The organism is Bacillus cereus group sp. MYBK108-1, from assembly GCF_051917185.1.
GTDB classification, from domain to species: Bacteria; Bacillota; Bacilli; order Bacillales; family Bacillaceae_G; genus Bacillus_A; species Bacillus_A cereus.
Genome location: NZ_JBQAHZ010000001.1, coordinates 53,487 through 68,071, shown reverse-complemented (window position 1 = coordinate 68,071; position 14,585 = coordinate 53,487). Strand labels below are relative to the sequence as shown.

The following is a 14,585-nucleotide window of genomic DNA, read 5'->3' as shown; positions in this document are numbered from 1 at the left end:
TGCTCTTCATCCCTGTTTGTTCAAAAAAGGGTCATTTAATTGAATAGGATGTTTTAATGAACTAAAATACGATACAAAAAGATGAGTGGATACATTCTCCTACATTTAATGTAAAAAAATACTATTTCGCTAACGATAAGGTTGTAATTCGTCTCAACGCTAACAACTTCAATGAAACAAAAACCTATATGTTATTATTTTCCGTAACACTAATGTCATATTATAAGATAAGGTTTTCGAATATTTAATAGGGAGGCGTTTCTATTGAAAATCGGCGAGCTGTCTAAAAAGACAGGTGCAAGTGTCCGATCTATAAGGCATTATGAGAAAAAAAATCTAATTACCGCTGTACGCCTTGAAAATGATTATCGCGAGTTCGATGAATCTGCCGTCAAACGTATTCGAATTATCCAACTTTATTTGGGTTTGGGTCTGACAACGGAACAAATTGAAGAAATATTGAAATGCGAGGATAATGGTCCGGAAGACTATGAATTTTGTGAAGAAATGCTGGAAACTTATCAAGTGAAGCTGGATCAAATCAACAGACAAATCAGTGTATTGGACGTTGTAAAGCATCGGTTGGAAAAACAAATCATGCAAATGACGGATAAAAGAAGAATGAGAAATGGAAATGCCCCTAGTTGAAACAACTCAATAATTGAAGATCCCAGTCCGCGATCATGGCGGGACCCGGGATCTCTACAGACGACTATGATGTTATACGGACGGTTTCTTTAGCAGTTCGGTCAAGCGCGAGAATCCGTCGGTTCCATAGCCTTCGTTGATGGCCTGCTGGGTTACGGCCATTGCAGCACTCAGGACGCTGACATCGAGGCCGTGGTGTTGAGCAGCATGGATGATGTGTTCCATTCCTGCCGAGGCTGAGATGATATTGGACTTGTCACCAGGGTAGTGACCCGAGTCTACTTCACTTGCCAAATAAGCCATGATGTTGGGCAAGATGTCTATGATGCCCTGGGCATAGACAGCGAACTCCTTTGCCGGAATATTCTCGGCAGTGGCAAGGGCGAGAGCGTGGGCGTAACCGCTCATGGAGGTCCAAAAGAGGTCGAGCAGGGCCACATCATATGCCGCCGCCCGTCCAGGGTCCGTCCCAAGATAAGAAGTGGTGCCACCCAAGCTTGCCAAGGTCGGTTGATGGACCTTAAAGATGGATTCTGGTCCACTATACAGGACGGAAGCCGCAGGCGTTCCGATGGTCGGAGTAGGGGTCATAATCGCCCCATCGAGGTAATCGACTCCGTGTTGGGCAGCCCATGTGGCCATTTCACGGGCACGTTTGGGCGAGTCGGCAGTGAGGTTCACCAGTGTCCGTCCCTTCAGGGCATCTCCCACAGGGCCAAGGATTCCATGGACGACATTATAGTCCAGAACACAAATAATCACCAGAGGGCTTGCAGAGACTGCGCCGGTAACCGAATTCGAAAGGATCGCCCCTTGAGAAACAAGATAATCGGCTTTTTCGGCGGTTCGATTCCATAATGTCGTAGGGTGGCCGTTCATCAGGAATGCACCAGCTAGCGCCTGGCCCATGGGACCCAGGCCGATAACTGTAACAGGCGAAAGGTTCGGGTTTTTCATCACAGATACATCTGTATCTGATACTTGACTGATATTTTGTTCTTTCTCACTTTGGTCATTTTTCTTCAATGAAAATGCCTCCTTTCAGATGTTCAAACTTAATTCTAAAGTATGACACCAGTGTCATAGTCAACAAAAATATTTTTGGTTATAATATTTCAACAAACCAGTTATAAGTAATCTATTATTCCATTAAAGGGCGAGATTGCGGAAAAAGTAGTGAAAAGTGATACATATTATCTATGACTAATATGTATCACTCTTTATTATTTATGACTTTTTACGATTTAGGTCTTGATAATGAAATAAAGTTTGATAAAAGATATATTTCGAAACAGTTGCTTATTTTGAAGGAGGTAAATATGAATTATATTTCACCGAAAGAAGAAATGTTAAAAGTGAAACGGTGGCCTAAAGATACGATAGCAGCTGGGCGTTGTCATACTGTTGGTCTTAAACGAGACGGCACGGTGACGGCAGTGGGGAATGATAAACATAACCAGTGTGATGTAAGTGGCTGGAGAGATATTGTAGCAATAGCGGCGGGTACGAATCATACAATCGGACTTAAATCAAACGGTACCGTGGTGGCAGTGGGTTGGAATGAGTATGGTCAATGTAACGTAAGTGATTGGAGAGATATTGTAGCGATAGCGGCTGGTTGTGCACATACAGTCGGACTAAAATCAGACGGCACGGTGATCGCGGTAGGTAATAATGAATTTGGCCAATGCGATGTAGGTAGCTGGCGCGACATTCGGTTGCCTGGCAAATAGTCAATTTACAATAAATCATTAGTAATATTATTCTATTTTAGGAGTAATTATGGAATAGGATATGTAGAAAATAATTAAACTTAAATCTGCTGAATAAGAATCTCTTTTGAAAAGGGATTCTTATTATTTTTCATAAAATGAGGGTATAAATGGAATTTTTGAACAAATTTTATTTCAAAGTTACAGTAGAAGATATAAATTAAAAAGTATAGAGGAGATAAAGGAATGCTTAAAAGGTTTTTACTTTCTTTACCGGATGTTTTACTTATATGTATCGTTCTCTACATAATGTACACAAATTCTTTTAGTTTTGGACAGATGCTAGTAATTTCCATTGCAATCGGAATTATTGGTGGTCTTGCTATTAGAATTTGTAAGGATGTATTCACGTATATAAGATGGATAATTAAACAAAGAAAAAATTGAATATGTTTAATAGTTATTAGGAGGGAATGAAATGACTAAGAAAAAGAATAGAGTGAAAAACGAGATAGTACTTTGGTCACTAACAGCAATTGTTCTATTAATTGTATGGTACTTTTATCAAAAATAAAAACGCATCGTACTCAAAAAGCACGATGCGTTTTTATTATTTTTTTTGCCAATTTTCTTTTATAAAGTCTTCACGACCAGATTCCTTTTGCTCAGTAGCATATTTCTCTGGATTCTTTTTATAGAAATGTTGGTGGTATTCCTCTGCTTCGTAAAAAGGTGCAGCAGGACGAATTTCAGTCACGATTGGATCTTTAAACATACCGCTTTCTGCAAGAGCTTGTTTTGATTTTTCAGCAAGCCCTTTTTGTGTTTCGTTATGATAAAAAATAGCGGTACGATAAGATGGACCACGGTCAAAAAATTGTCCGCCATCATCAGTTGGATCGATTTGTGGCCAATATAAGTCTAGTAATTTCTGATAAGGAAAAATAGAAGGATCGAATGTAATTTGAACAACTTCTAAATGTCCAGATGTTCCAGCTTTTACTTGTTCATATGTTGGGTTTTCTACATGACCTCCTGCATAGCCAGAAAGTACTTTATGAATACCAGGAAGTTCATCAAATGGTTTTACCATGCACCAAAAGCAACCGCCTGCGAAGGTTGCGAGTTCGTATGTTTTTTCGGACATTGCTGTAATCCTCCTAAATGTATATGTTTTATATAGTATTATATAAATTGTTTTATTGCGCAATAAAAAAGATTTGAAAATATATGTTTTTTACAAACAAGATCCTCCGCTCACATCAATTAATTGTCCAGTAACCCAGCGGCTGTCTGGAGAAGCAAGGAATGCAGCAGTATCGGCAATGTCTTCTACTTCACCTAAGCGATTGAAAGCGGAAATAGTAGTAGCGTACTGCTTCATCATCGGGTCGCTCAAGAGTTCTGCATTCATATCTGTTTTAATAAATCCTGGAAGTATTGCATTCACCGTTATTCCTCGTGCTCCAAGCTGTTTTGCTAGCGTAAAAGTCATTGTATTAATAGCGCCTTTCGTCATACTATATGCAACAAAATCAGGTAAAGAAATGCGGGTGGCAGCGGATGAAATATTAATAATTCGGCTATTGTCACGTAAACGTGGTAGTGCTAGTTGAATGATAAAGAATGGAGCTTTTGCATTTACTGAAACCATTCTATCAAAAAACTGTTCAGTCGTTTCTTCAATAAAAGCACCAGGACCAATGCCAGCATTGTTTATTAAAATATCAAATTGTGTTTCACCAGTGCGCTTTTGTAATTCAGTATCTAAAGCGTTATAAAGGTTTTCTACACCGTGTAAGGATTCTAGATTTGCGCCGATAGAAAAAGCTTGGCCACCATCTGATCGAATTTCATGAACAGTTTCTTCAGCGTCATCTTTTCGACTACCGTAATGAACAGCAACCAATGCACCGTCATTTGCTAAACGTTTAGCGATCGCTCGTCCAATTCCTCGGCTTGCTCCTGTAACTAACGCTACTTTCCCTTTTAACATAGTTTCCTCATCTCCTCATAAACTTTATAAGTTTTTCTTTATGTAGTAATGCAAACATACTTAAGTAATATATGAGTGTATGTAAGTAATGCATTCCAATTTTGATTTGAGAAAAAATAAATAGAATGAATTTTGATTTTTTTGAAAAAAACATATTGACAACGAAAAGAACAACGTCCTATAATACGTGTAACAAATAAAAGTTAATTAAGAATTTTCTAACTTTATATGTTGTATATGCAAAGAAGAGGAAAGTAGATGATTATGATCGTTTCAGAGAGCTACTCCAAGGCTGTGAGGGTAGTAACAATCGAATCATTGAAGATCACCTCGGAGCATCGCTTGCGAAAGGGAAACTGAGTAGAGGGCGGCGGCATCGTCTCCGGTAAAAGGACGGAGGTCTGATTGGACCTACAAAGCTTATATTTCGTGAGAAGTATAAGGAAGCTGAGTGGTAACGCGAAACTCTCGCCTCAGCAATCAAAGCTACTAAATTGTAGTAGTTGATTGCTGAGGCGAGAGTTTTTATTTTTAAAAATAGAAGAAGAGAATGCGTAGAAGAGGAGAGTAAATGATAAAGATTGTTTCAGAGAGCTGCCCCGAGGCTGTGAGGGTGGTAACAATTCAATCATTGAAAATCACCTTGGAGCACTACTTTTGAAAACTAGTAAAAAGTAGCGGGGTTGTTCCCGATAGAAAAACAAAAGTCTAATTGGACTTGCAGAGCTTATATTTCGTGAGAAGTATAAGGAAGCTGAGTGGTACCACGATTCCCTCGTCTCAGCAATGGATTGCTACAAGTATGTAAGTAATCGATTGTTGAGACGAGTATATTTTTAAAAGTTATATACTGAATATTCTGTTAAAAATACTCATCTCAGCAATCGATGTAGAAATAGATTGCAAAAATAGAGAAAAAAGAGGAGCGATGTGAGATGGGAAACCGGTACATTTACATGAATGGGGAATTTGTAGAAAAAGAAAAGGCAGTTGTTTCAGTGTATGATCATGGTTTTTTATACGGAGACGGTGTATTTGAAGGGATTCGTAGTTACGGAGGAAATGTATTTTGTTTAAAAGAACATGTGAAACGATTATATGAATCAGCGAAATCTATTTTACTAACAATTCCAATGACGGTAGAAGAAATGGAAGAAGCAGTTTTACATACACTCCAAAAAAATGAATACGCTGATGCTTACATTCGCTTAATTGTCTCAAGAGGAAAAGGTGACTTAGGGCTCGATCCGAGAAGTTGTGTGAAGCCGAGCGTAATTATCATTGCAGAACAATTAAAGTTATTCCCACAAGAATTTTATGATAATGGGCTAAGCGTTGTATCTGTTGCATCAAGACGTAATACGCCAGACGCGTTAGATCCACGTATTAAGTCAATGAATTATTTAAATAACGTACTTGTAAAAATTGAAGCAGCACAAGCAGGAGTGTTAGAGGCTCTTATGTTAAATCAACAAGGATATGTTTGTGAAGGTTCTGGCGATAATGTTTTCGTTGTGAAAGATGGAAAAGTGCTAACCCCGCCATCCTATTTAGGAGCATTAGAAGGTATTACGAGAAATAGTGTTATCGAGCTATGTGAACGACTGAATATTCCGTGTGAGGAAAGACCATTCACTCGCCATGATGTATATGTAGCGGATGAAGTATTTTTAACAGGAACAGCAGCGGAGTTAATTCCAGTTGTAAAAGTTGATTCGAGAGAAATTGGAGATGGGAAACCAGGAAGTGTAACGAAACAATTGACCGAAGAATTTAAAAAATTAACGAGAGAAAGAGGAGTACGTGTTCCTGGGCTGACGGAAAGCTTAGCATAAATAAGGAGAGGAGTTAATGGAAATGAAGCAGCAGTATACAGCGTATGAGAAGTTACAGTATGAAGAAATGACAGGCGCTGGGCACGTGATTCAATGTTTGAAGAAATTGGGTGTAACGACCGTTTTCGGCTATCCAGGCGGAGCGATTTTACCAGTATACGATGCGTTATACGAAAGTGGTTTGAAACATGTTTTAACTCGTCATGAGCAAGCTGCCATTCATGCGGCTGAAGGATATGCGAGAGCTTCTGGAAAGGTCGGGGTAGTCTTTGCTACCTCTGGCCCAGGGGCGACAAATTTAGTTACGGGCTTAGCAGACGCTTATATGGATTCGATTCCTTTAGTTGTCATTACCGGTCAAGTTGCGACGCCTTTAATTGGTAGAGATGGATTTCAAGAAGCGGATGTTGTCGGAATTACAGTACCTGTTACGAAGCATAATTACCAAGTTCGTGATGTAAATTATGTATCACGAATTGTGCAAGAAGCTTTTTACATCGCCAAAAGCGGACGACCGGGACCGGTATTAATCGATATTCCAAAAGATGTTCAAAATGCAAAAGTCACCAGTTTCTTTAATGAAGAAGTTGATATTCCGGGGTACAAACCAGAACTTGTACCAGACAGCATGAAACTTAGAGAGGTGGCTAAAGCAATTTCAAAATCAAAGCGTCCACTTCTTTATATTGGAGGAGGTGTCATTCATTCAGGTGGATCCGATGAACTCTTCGAATTCGCAAGGGAGAACCGTATTCCAGTCGTTTCAACTTTAATGGGACTTGGTGCATATCCGCCGGGAGATCCATTGTTTCTAGGGATGCTTGGTATGCATGGGACATACGCTGCTAATATGGCGGTAACAGAATGTGATTTACTACTTGCATTAGGTGTTCGCTTCGATGATCGTGTAACAGGAAAATTAGAACTTTTTTCTCCAAACTCGAAAAAAGTACATATTGATATTGATTCTTCTGAGTTTCATAAAAATGTAACTGTAGAACATCCGATTGTTGGTGATGTAAAAAAAGCGTTACACATGTTGTTACATATGTCTATTTATACACAAACAGACGAATGGCTTCAGAAGGTAAAGGCATGGAAAGAAGAATATCCACTTTCTTATAAGCAAAAAGAATCTGAGTTAAAACCACAGCATGTGATCAACTTAGTAAGTGAATTAACGAATGGTGAAGCGATTGTCACAACAGAAGTAGGTCAGCATCAAATGTGGGCTGCTCACTTCTATAAAGCAAGAAAACCTCGGACGTTCCTTACCTCTGGAGGATTAGGAACGATGGGGTTTGGTTTTCCAGCAGCAATCGGTGCTCAGCTAGCTAAAAAAGAAGAACTTGTCATTTGTATTGCAGGTGACGCTTCTTTTCAAATGAACATTCAAGAACTACAAACAATTGCTGAAAATAACATCCCTGTAAAAGTATTTATCATAAATAACAAATTTTTAGGGATGGTAAGGCAATGGCAAGAAATGTTTTATGAAAATCGTTTATCAGAATCAAAAATTGGATCACCAGATTTTGTGAAAGTAGCAGAAGCTTATGGAGTAAAGGGATTAAGAGCAACAAATTCAACCGAGGCAAAACAAGTGATGTTAGAAGCATTTGCTCACGAAGGTCCTGTCGTAGTTGATTTTTGTGTAGAAGAAGGTGAAAACGTATTTCCGATGGTTCCGCCAAACAAAGGGAATAACGAAATGATTATGAAGAGGTGGGAAGAATGAGTCATACTTTTTCACTCGTTATTCATAACGAGCCAAGCGTCTTATTACGTATAAGTGGGATTTTTGCTCGACGTGGTTATTATATTTCTTCTTTACATTTAAACGAAAGAGATACTAGTGGTGTTTCTGAAATGAAACTCACAGCAGTTTGTACTGAAAATGAAGCGACATTACTTGTTAGTCAGTTGAAAAAATTAATTGATGTTCTACAAGTAAATAAATTATAAGGAGTGTATGGAATATGAAAACGTATTATGAGAAAGATGCAAATGTAGAGTTATTACAAGGGAAAACTGTTGCAGTAGTTGGTTATGGATCACAAGGTCATGCGCAAGCACAAAATTTACGTGATTCTGGTGTAGAAGTAGTAGTTGGTGTTCGTCCTGGTAAGTCGTATGAAGTAGCGAAAGCGGATGGGTTTGAAGTAATGTCTGTTTCAGAAGCGGTTCGAACCGCACAAGTTGTACAAATGTTATTGCCAGATGAACAGCAAGCACATGTATATAAATCAGAAGTAGAAGAGAATCTCCGTGAAGGACAAATGTTACTTTTCTCACATGGATTTAACATTCACTTCGGCCAAATTAATCCGCCAAGTTACGTAGATGTAGCAATGGTTGCGCCAAAAAGTCCAGGTCATCTCGTTCGCCGTGTATATCAAGAAGGAAATGGTGTTCCGGCATTAGTCGCAGTGCATCAAGATGCGACGGGAACAGCGCTACATGTAGCATTAGCGTATGCAAAAGGTGTAGGTTGTACACGGGCGGGTGTAATTGAAACGACATTCCAAGAAGAAACCGAAACGGATTTATTCGGTGAGCAAGCTGTACTTTGCGGCGGGGTAACTGCACTTGTGAAGGCCGGGTTCGAAACGTTAACGGAAGGTGGATATCGTCCTGAAATTGCATACTTTGAATGTTTGCATGAATTAAAGCTAATTGTTGACTTAATGTACGAAGGTGGATTAACGAATATGCGCCATTCTATTTCAGATACGGCAGAGTTTGGAGATTATGTAACAGGATTGAGAATTGTTACAGATGAAACGAAGAAGGAAATGAAGCGTGTTTTGACAGAAATTCAACAAGGTGAATTTGCGAAGAAATGGATTTTAGAAAATCAAGCAGGGCGTCCGACATATAACGCAATGAAAAAAGCAGAACAAAATCATCAATTAGAAAAAGTGGGAGCAGAGCTTCGTGAAATGATGAGTTGGATTCATGCACCGAAAGAATTAGTAAAGAAATAGAGTAAGAGAGTATAAATGAAAAATATGTAAGAGGGGATTTGACAAGATGAGAAGTGACATGATTAAAAAAGGTTTTGATAAAGCGCCGCACCGTAGTTTATTAAAAGCAACTGGTTTGAAAGATGAAGATTTTGATAAACCTTTCATAGCGATTTGTAATTCTTTTATTGAAATTATTCCAGGGCATAAACACTTGAACGAGTTTGGGAAACTTGTAAAAGAGGCAGTTCGTGCGGCAGGTATGGTACCATTCGAATTCAATACAATTGGAGTTGACGATGGTATTGCGATGGGACATATCGGTATGCGTTATTCTCTTCCGAGTCGTGAAATAATTGCAGATTCAGTAGAAACGGTTGTAAATGCACACTGGTTTGACGGCATGATTTGTATCCCAAACTGTGACAAAATTACACCAGGTATGATGATGGCTGCACTACGTATTAACATTCCGACTGTGTTTGTTTCAGGCGGCCCGATGGCAGCAGGAAAAACATCTAAAGGAGAAGTTGTTGATCTGAGTTCTGTTTTTGAAGGAGTAGGAGCTTATCAATCTGGGAAAATTTCAGAAGAAGAATTAAAAGATATTGAAGATCATGGCTGTCCATCTTGTGGCTCTTGTTCGGGTATGTTTACCGCGAACTCTATGAATTGTTTATGTGAAGTATTAGGTTTAGCTCTTCCTGGTAACGGGAGTATTTTAGCAATTGATCCAAGACGTGAAGAGTTAATTAAACAAGCAGCAGAGAAATTGAAAATTTTAATTGAAAGAGATATTAAGCCGCGTGATATTGTAACAGAAGAAGCGATTGACGATGCTTTTGCACTTGATATGGCGATGGGTGGATCAACGAATACAGTATTACATACGCTAGCACTCGCACAAGAGGCAGGACTAGATTATGATATGAATCGTATTGATGCAGTTTCAAGACGTGTACCCCATTTATGTAAAGTAAGTCCAGCCTCAAATTGGCATATGGAAGATATTGATCGTGCGGGCGGGATTAGTGCAATTTTGAAAGAGATGAGCCGGAAAGAAGGAGTACTTCATCTTGATCGAATAACTGCTACTGGGCAAACATTAAGAGAAAATATTGCTGAGGCAGAGATTAAAGATAAGGAAGTTATTCACTCTCTCGAAAACCCTCATAGTGAGGAAGGAGGATTGCGTATATTAAAAGGCAACCTTGCGAAAGATGGAGCGGTTATTAAAAGCGGTGCAACAGAGGTAAAGCGTTTTGAAGGACCTTGCGTTATTTTTAATTCACAAGATGAGGCACTTGCTGGCATTATGCTTGGGAAAGTGAAAAAAGGAGATGTAGTTGTCATTCGTTATGAAGGACCAAGAGGTGGCCCTGGTATGCCAGAAATGTTAGCACCAACATCAGCAATTGCTGGAATGGGATTAGGTGCTGAGGTTGCATTATTAACGGATGGACGTTTTTCTGGAGCTTCACGTGGAATTTCAGTAGGACATATTTCACCAGAAGCAGCAGCGGGCGGGATGATTGCACTTCTTGAACAAGGGGATATTGTATGTATTGATGTTGAAGAACGCTTGCTAGAAGTAAGGGTGAGTGATGAGGAATTAGAAAAGCGTAAAAAAGAATGGAAACGACCAGAACCGAAAGTGAAAACTGGCTGGCTTGGACGTTATGCACAAATGGTAACATCGGCGAATACAGGGGCTGTTCTGAAAATCCCGAATTTTGATTGAGCCAATTTAAAAGAGATAAGGATGATATATAATGGTGCAAAAGGTAAAGGAGAGAGTGAAAATTGAAGATATCTTAATGGCCCATAATTGCATGAAAGATATCGTTATTAAAACACCGTTACAACGTGATACAGTTTTATCTGAGAAATATGATTGTGACGTTTATGTAAAACGAGAAGACTTACAATTAATTCGCTCTTTCAAAATTCGTGGTGCATACAATTTGATTCAAAGTTTACTGAAAGAAAAGTTACAAAACGGTGTTGTTTGTGCAAGTGCTGGTAATCATGCGCAAGGAGTTGCTTATACGTGTAATTTATTGAAGATTCCGTCAAAAATATTTATGCCCACAACAACACCGAAACAAAAAGTATCACAAGTACAATTTTTCGGTGGTGATTTCGCAGAGATTGTATTAGTTGGTGATACATTCGATAGCTCTTTCCAAGAAGCACAGTGTTATTGTGAAGAAAATAGAATGACATTTGTTCATCCGTTTGATGATCCGTATGTAGTTGCTGGTCAAGGGACAGTGGCAGTTGAAATTATGCATGATATGGAGAAACCGGTTGATTATATCTTTACAGCAATCGGTGGTGGTGGATTAGCATCAGGAGTTGGTACATATGTAAAAGGTGTTAGTCCTACTACAAAGGTTATTGGTGTAGAGCCAATGGGAGCTGCATCTATGAAAGAGGCTTTTCTTCAAAATGAAAATGTGGCATTGGATAAAATAGATAGCTTTGTTGATGGGGCAGCTGTTAAAAAAGTAGGAAAGTTAACATTTGAAACTTGTAAAGATGTAATTGATGATATTGTTTTAGTACCAGAGGGGAAAGTTTGTACGACGATTTTAGAACTGTATAAGAAAAATGCGATTGTAGCTGAACCGGCTGGTGCACTCTCTATTGCAGCACTTGATTTATACAGGGATGAAATAAAAGGTAAAACAGTTGTATGTACGCTAAGTGGTGGAAATAATGATATTGATAGAATGCAAGAAATGAAAGAGCGTTCGCTCATTTATGAAGGACTGAAACATTACTTTATCATTGAATTTCCGCAACGTTCAGGTGCGCTAAGAGAATTTCTTGATAAAGGATTAGGACCAGAAGATGACATTACGCGCTTTGAGTATATTAAGAAACATAATAAAGAAAATGGTCCAGCATTAGTCGGAGTAGAATTAAAACATAAAGGAGATTATGAGCAATTAATTACTCGCTTTAAAGAAAATAATATTCAATTTATGGAGCTTAATAAAAACCCTGTTTTGTTTGATTTGCTTATTTAATAGAAGGGAAGAGTTAGCATCTAAATAAAAAAGATAGATACAAGCGAGGAAATATAGTGCTTGTTCTATCTTTTTTATAGTTAAACTAGGTACTCATTAAATTCAAGAAGAATAAAGCTAGCTAACCAAAAGAGTATCGCAATACGAATGATTACATACATTGTAAATTCAAAAGGAGTAAGATTTCTCTCTCGCTTTATTTTTTTAAATAGTCTCACAGAATAAAAGGAACATAAAAGTAGAACTGCTATAGACATTTTATAAACGTTTTCTAACAAACTTACATTTTCTAATAAGTCTTTCAGCATGTTTATCACCTATTCTGTAAAGTAAATTACAGAGAAATAGATCTTGAACTGTCTAGTTTCGTTTGTTTTTTATTTTCCCTGTATCATCAATTTCTACATCAGTTGAAATTGTTTGTAAATATTGAAGAGCTTTTTTCTTTTCTTCCTCATTTACAGGGGAAACTTGGTTGTTGCGAATGATATAAGGATTGAATGACATTTGGACATCATTTCCTTTAAAAGTTAAAGTTAATACGCCAGTTTCGGCGCTTTTTCCATTCACATAACTTGGGAATAAAAAGTTACCTAATGAGTAAGCGATAGGAACTTTATTATAATACTCAAATCCTTGTAACCAATGTGGGTGACTCCCGACAATCGCGTTAGCTCCTGCTTCAACCATTTTAGGTACATATTGCTTTTGATATTCTACCGGACGGTTTGATTTTTCAACGCCCCAATGCATATAGACGATTAAATAGTCTGCATCTTGTTTTTGTTCTTTAATTGTTTTTGTTACAAGATTTAAATCATAGCCATTCGCAACGCCAGGTTTATTCTCACCAGCTACCCAATTAGAATCAGGCATAAATCGAACGAAGGAAAGAAATTTAAACTTTTTCCCTTTTACGGTCATTTCTCGTGCTGTATATGCATCTTTCGCATTTTTTCCGGCTCCAATGTAAGGGAACTTTAATTTTTCTACGTGAGAAATCGTATCTAATAATCCATCTTGCCCATAATCAAGTGTGTGGTTATTCCCAATATTTACGATGTCATATCCAGTGTTTTTAATAGCTTGTAGTGTGGATGGATCACTTTTAATCCAAAACAGTTGCCCAGGTGCTTTCTTTTCTTTCGTTGTAAATGCCGACTCTAAATTCACAAAAGAAATATCAGCTTTTTTTATTTCTTCTTTTACATGTTGGAATGGGTAATCAGCCCCATTCTTTTCGATTATAGGACGTAATTGCCAATCAAACATTGTATCACCAGAGAAGGTGAGTGTGATTTCTTGGTCTTCTATTTTCTTTTCGCTTTTTGAAGCGGTTTTACTAGATTTGTTTTGCAAATCGGGTTTGTCTTTTGCTTTTGAAATAAAAGAGTAATTGATTAATAAAACAATCGGTGTAATGAAAAAGGCTATTAACAAAAATCGTTTTAGTAAAGTTTTCATATATACCTTCCCTTTTAATATTATCCCGCAATTAAATTAACACTGAATCTATTAAAGGTAATTAAAGTTACAAAAAATAGCGGGTTATGTAGTGGAAAACATTTGTTAATATTCTCAATATTAAGTTAACATATAGATAACCTGTAAATCAATGTGTAAACCAAAATATAGAAATAAAGAATTCGAAGGGTGAAGAATGAGAAATGGTTATATTAGGAGCAGTTGTAAATGGGATTTGTATTATATTTGGTACTTTACTTGGTAAATTATTTAGTAGGATTCCAGAAAGTATGAAAGGGACGATAATGCACGCAATCGGTTTAGCGGTTACTGTGCTTGGGCTTCAAATGGCATTAAAAAGTGAAAACTTTCTTGTTGTCATACTGAGTTTAGTGATTGGTACGGTAATTGGAGAATGGTTACAATTAGAAGAAAAGTTAAAACATTTAGGGGATTGGCTAGAAAATAAAGTTGGATCGAAAGGGAAAGGTAGCATATCAGAAGGTTTTGTAACAGCTACTTTAATTTTTGCAATTGGCGCGATGGGGATACTTGGTGCACTTGACAGTGGGATTCGCGGAAATCATGATATTTTATTTACAAAGGCGATTATCGATGGATTTATTTCTATTATATTAACGACAACTCTAGGAATTGGCGTAGTATTTTCGGCGATTCCAGTTGTTTTATATGAAGGTGGTATTGCAGTTTTTGCAACACAAATTAATAGTTTTGTCCCGAAAGAATTAATGAACCAATTTATAGTGGAGATGACGGCTACGGGCGGCATTATGATATCTGCTATTGGATTGAACTTGCTTAGTATTATTAAAATCAAGGTGGCAAATTTACTTCCAGGTATATTGGTAGTGGGTGTAATTGTTTCAATTATTTATGGTTACGGTTTGTTAGTAAATTAGTAGAGGATG

General features: G+C 37.8%; 14 protein-coding genes, 1 pseudogene and 1 other annotated feature. Of the genes and pseudogenes, 10 read left to right on the top strand and 5 right to left on the bottom strand.

Annotated features, from left to right (window positions below; translation table 11 throughout):
• Nucleotides 1-264 precede the first annotated feature (264 nt).
• On the top strand, nt 265-648 hold the full coding sequence (locus ACTFSL_RS00300) for a MerR family transcriptional regulator (protein ID WP_088338169.1): 384 nt from the start codon (nt 265-267) through the stop codon (nt 646-648).
• 72 nt (nt 649-720) lie between these two features.
• Here the strand turns inward: ACTFSL_RS00300 and ACTFSL_RS00295 are convergent, their stop codons facing one another.
• On the bottom strand, nt 721-1,605 hold the full coding sequence (locus ACTFSL_RS00295; protein WP_281968650.1) for an NAD(P)-dependent oxidoreductase: 885 nt from the start codon (nt 1,603-1,605) through the stop codon (nt 721-723).
• Nucleotides 1,606-2,033: 428 nt separating this feature from the next.
• On the opposite strand from ACTFSL_RS00295, the pseudogene ACTFSL_RS00290 reads away from it, so the two are divergent.
• A pseudogene (locus ACTFSL_RS00290) lies at nt 2,034-2,381 on the top strand (chromosome condensation regulator); the annotation flags it as partial.
• Nucleotides 2,382-2,606: 225 nt separating this feature from the next.
• Nucleotides 2,607-2,807 carry a hypothetical protein gene (locus ACTFSL_RS00285; protein WP_088338166.1) on the top strand — a complete coding sequence of 67 codons (201 nt, stop codon included), beginning with the start codon at nt 2,607-2,609 and terminating at the stop codon, nt 2,805-2,807.
• Nucleotides 2,808-2,970: 163 nt separating this feature from the next.
• Here ACTFSL_RS00285 and msrA read toward each other — a convergent pair whose 3' ends face one another.
• Together msrA and ACTFSL_RS00275 are read right to left on the bottom strand one after the other, a co-directional pair.
• The gene (msrA, locus tag ACTFSL_RS00280; protein ID WP_001291883.1) at nt 2,971-3,507 is read right to left on the bottom strand and encodes a peptide-methionine (S)-S-oxide reductase MsrA; all 537 of its coding nucleotides are present in this window, start codon (nt 3,505-3,507) and stop codon (nt 2,971-2,973) included.
• A gap of 90 nt (nt 3,508-3,597) precedes the next feature.
• Nucleotides 3,598-4,356 carry an SDR family oxidoreductase gene (locus ACTFSL_RS00275; protein WP_000911822.1) on the bottom strand — a complete coding sequence of 253 codons (759 nt, stop codon included), beginning with the start codon at nt 4,354-4,356 and terminating at the stop codon, nt 3,598-3,600.
• Between the two features lie 546 nt (nt 4,357-4,902).
• Nucleotides 4,903-5,142, top strand: a binding site (T-box leader).
• Between the two features lie 149 nt (nt 5,143-5,291).
• Here ACTFSL_RS00275 and ilvE point away from each other — a divergent pair.
• From ilvE to ilvA, 6 genes are read left to right on the top strand one after another with little or no spacing between them, the layout of a single operon-like run.
• A complete protein-coding gene (ilvE, locus tag ACTFSL_RS00270) occupies nt 5,292-6,191 on the top strand; it encodes a branched-chain-amino-acid transaminase (RefSeq protein ID WP_000528352.1) in 900 nt (299 codons plus the stop codon).
• Between the two features lie 22 nt (nt 6,192-6,213).
• The gene (gene ilvB / locus ACTFSL_RS00265; RefSeq protein ID WP_002183472.1) at nt 6,214-7,929 is read left to right on the top strand and encodes an acetolactate synthase large subunit; all 1,716 of its coding nucleotides are present in this window, start codon (nt 6,214-6,216) and stop codon (nt 7,927-7,929) included.
• The gene (locus ACTFSL_RS00260) at nt 7,926-8,156 is read left to right on the top strand and encodes an ACT domain-containing protein (protein ID WP_000019916.1); all 231 of its coding nucleotides are present in this window, start codon (nt 7,926-7,928) and stop codon (nt 8,154-8,156) included. Before ilvB ends, ACTFSL_RS00260 begins: the two co-directional genes overlap by 4 nt.
• A 14-nt stretch (nt 8,157-8,170) precedes the next feature.
• Nucleotides 8,171-9,178: a ketol-acid reductoisomerase gene (ilvC, locus tag ACTFSL_RS00255; protein ID WP_000861147.1), complete on the top strand. Its 1,008-nt coding sequence runs from the start codon at nt 8,171-8,173 to the stop codon at nt 9,176-9,178.
• A 46-nt stretch (nt 9,179-9,224) separates the two neighbouring features.
• The gene (gene ilvD, locus ACTFSL_RS00250; protein WP_001255815.1) at nt 9,225-10,898 is read left to right on the top strand and encodes a dihydroxy-acid dehydratase; all 1,674 of its coding nucleotides are present in this window, start codon (nt 9,225-9,227) and stop codon (nt 10,896-10,898) included.
• Nucleotides 10,899-10,929: 31 nt separating this feature from the next.
• Nucleotides 10,930-12,192 (top strand): threonine ammonia-lyase IlvA, encoded by a 1,263-nt coding sequence (ilvA, locus tag ACTFSL_RS00245; protein WP_440041067.1) that lies wholly within the window; start codon nt 10,930-10,932, stop codon nt 12,190-12,192.
• Between the two features lie 80 nt (nt 12,193-12,272).
• On the opposite strand, the gene ACTFSL_RS00240 is transcribed toward ilvA, so the two are convergent.
• Both ACTFSL_RS00240 and ACTFSL_RS00235 read right to left on the bottom strand, forming a co-directional pair.
• The gene (locus tag ACTFSL_RS00240) at nt 12,273-12,500 is read right to left on the bottom strand and encodes a hypothetical protein (RefSeq protein WP_000910233.1); all 228 of its coding nucleotides are present in this window, start codon (nt 12,498-12,500) and stop codon (nt 12,273-12,275) included.
• Nucleotides 12,501-12,552: 52 nt separating this feature from the next.
• The gene (locus ACTFSL_RS00235; RefSeq protein WP_088338165.1) at nt 12,553-13,656 is read right to left on the bottom strand and encodes a CapA family protein; all 1,104 of its coding nucleotides are present in this window, start codon (nt 13,654-13,656) and stop codon (nt 12,553-12,555) included.
• A 203-nt stretch (nt 13,657-13,859) separates the two neighbouring features.
• On the opposite strand from ACTFSL_RS00235, the gene ACTFSL_RS00230 reads away from it, so the two are divergent.
• Nucleotides 13,860-14,576 (top strand): DUF554 domain-containing protein, encoded by a 717-nt coding sequence (locus ACTFSL_RS00230; protein ID WP_000236030.1) that lies wholly within the window; start codon nt 13,860-13,862, stop codon nt 14,574-14,576.
• Nucleotides 14,577-14,585 lie beyond the last annotated feature (9 nt).

Bases quoted from the DNA above. Each gene is read 5' to 3' on its own strand.
- ACTFSL_RS00295 (WP_281968650.1), bottom strand. From the start codon at position 1,605: ATGAAAAACCCGAACCTTTCGCCTGTTACAGTTATCGGCCTGGGTCCC.
- ACTFSL_RS00240 (WP_000910233.1), bottom strand. From the start codon at position 12,500: ATGCTGAAAGACTTATTAGAAAATGTAAGTTTGTTAGAAAACGTTTAT.
- ACTFSL_RS00285 (WP_088338166.1), top strand. From the start codon at position 2,607: ATGCTTAAAAGGTTTTTACTTTCTTTACCGGATGTTTTACTTATATGT.
- ACTFSL_RS00275 (WP_000911822.1), bottom strand. From the start codon at position 4,356: ATGTTAAAAGGGAAAGTAGCGTTAGTTACAGGAGCAAGCCGAGGAATT.
- ACTFSL_RS00260 (WP_000019916.1), top strand. From the start codon at position 7,926: ATGAGTCATACTTTTTCACTCGTTATTCATAACGAGCCAAGCGTCTTA.
- ACTFSL_RS00235 (WP_088338165.1), bottom strand. From the start codon at position 13,656: ATGAAAACTTTACTAAAACGATTTTTGTTAATAGCCTTTTTCATTACA.
- ilvE (WP_000528352.1), top strand. From the start codon at position 5,292: ATGGGAAACCGGTACATTTACATGAATGGGGAATTTGTAGAAAAAGAA.
- ACTFSL_RS00230 (WP_000236030.1), top strand. From the start codon at position 13,860: ATGGTTATATTAGGAGCAGTTGTAAATGGGATTTGTATTATATTTGGT.
- msrA (WP_001291883.1), bottom strand. From the start codon at position 3,507: ATGTCCGAAAAAACATACGAACTCGCAACCTTCGCAGGCGGTTGCTTT.
- ilvA (WP_440041067.1), top strand. From the start codon at position 10,930: ATGGTGCAAAAGGTAAAGGAGAGAGTGAAAATTGAAGATATCTTAATG.
- ilvC (WP_000861147.1), top strand. From the start codon at position 8,171: ATGAAAACGTATTATGAGAAAGATGCAAATGTAGAGTTATTACAAGGG.
- ilvD (WP_001255815.1), top strand. From the start codon at position 9,225: ATGAGAAGTGACATGATTAAAAAAGGTTTTGATAAAGCGCCGCACCGT.
- ilvB (WP_002183472.1), top strand. From the start codon at position 6,214: ATGAAGCAGCAGTATACAGCGTATGAGAAGTTACAGTATGAAGAAATG.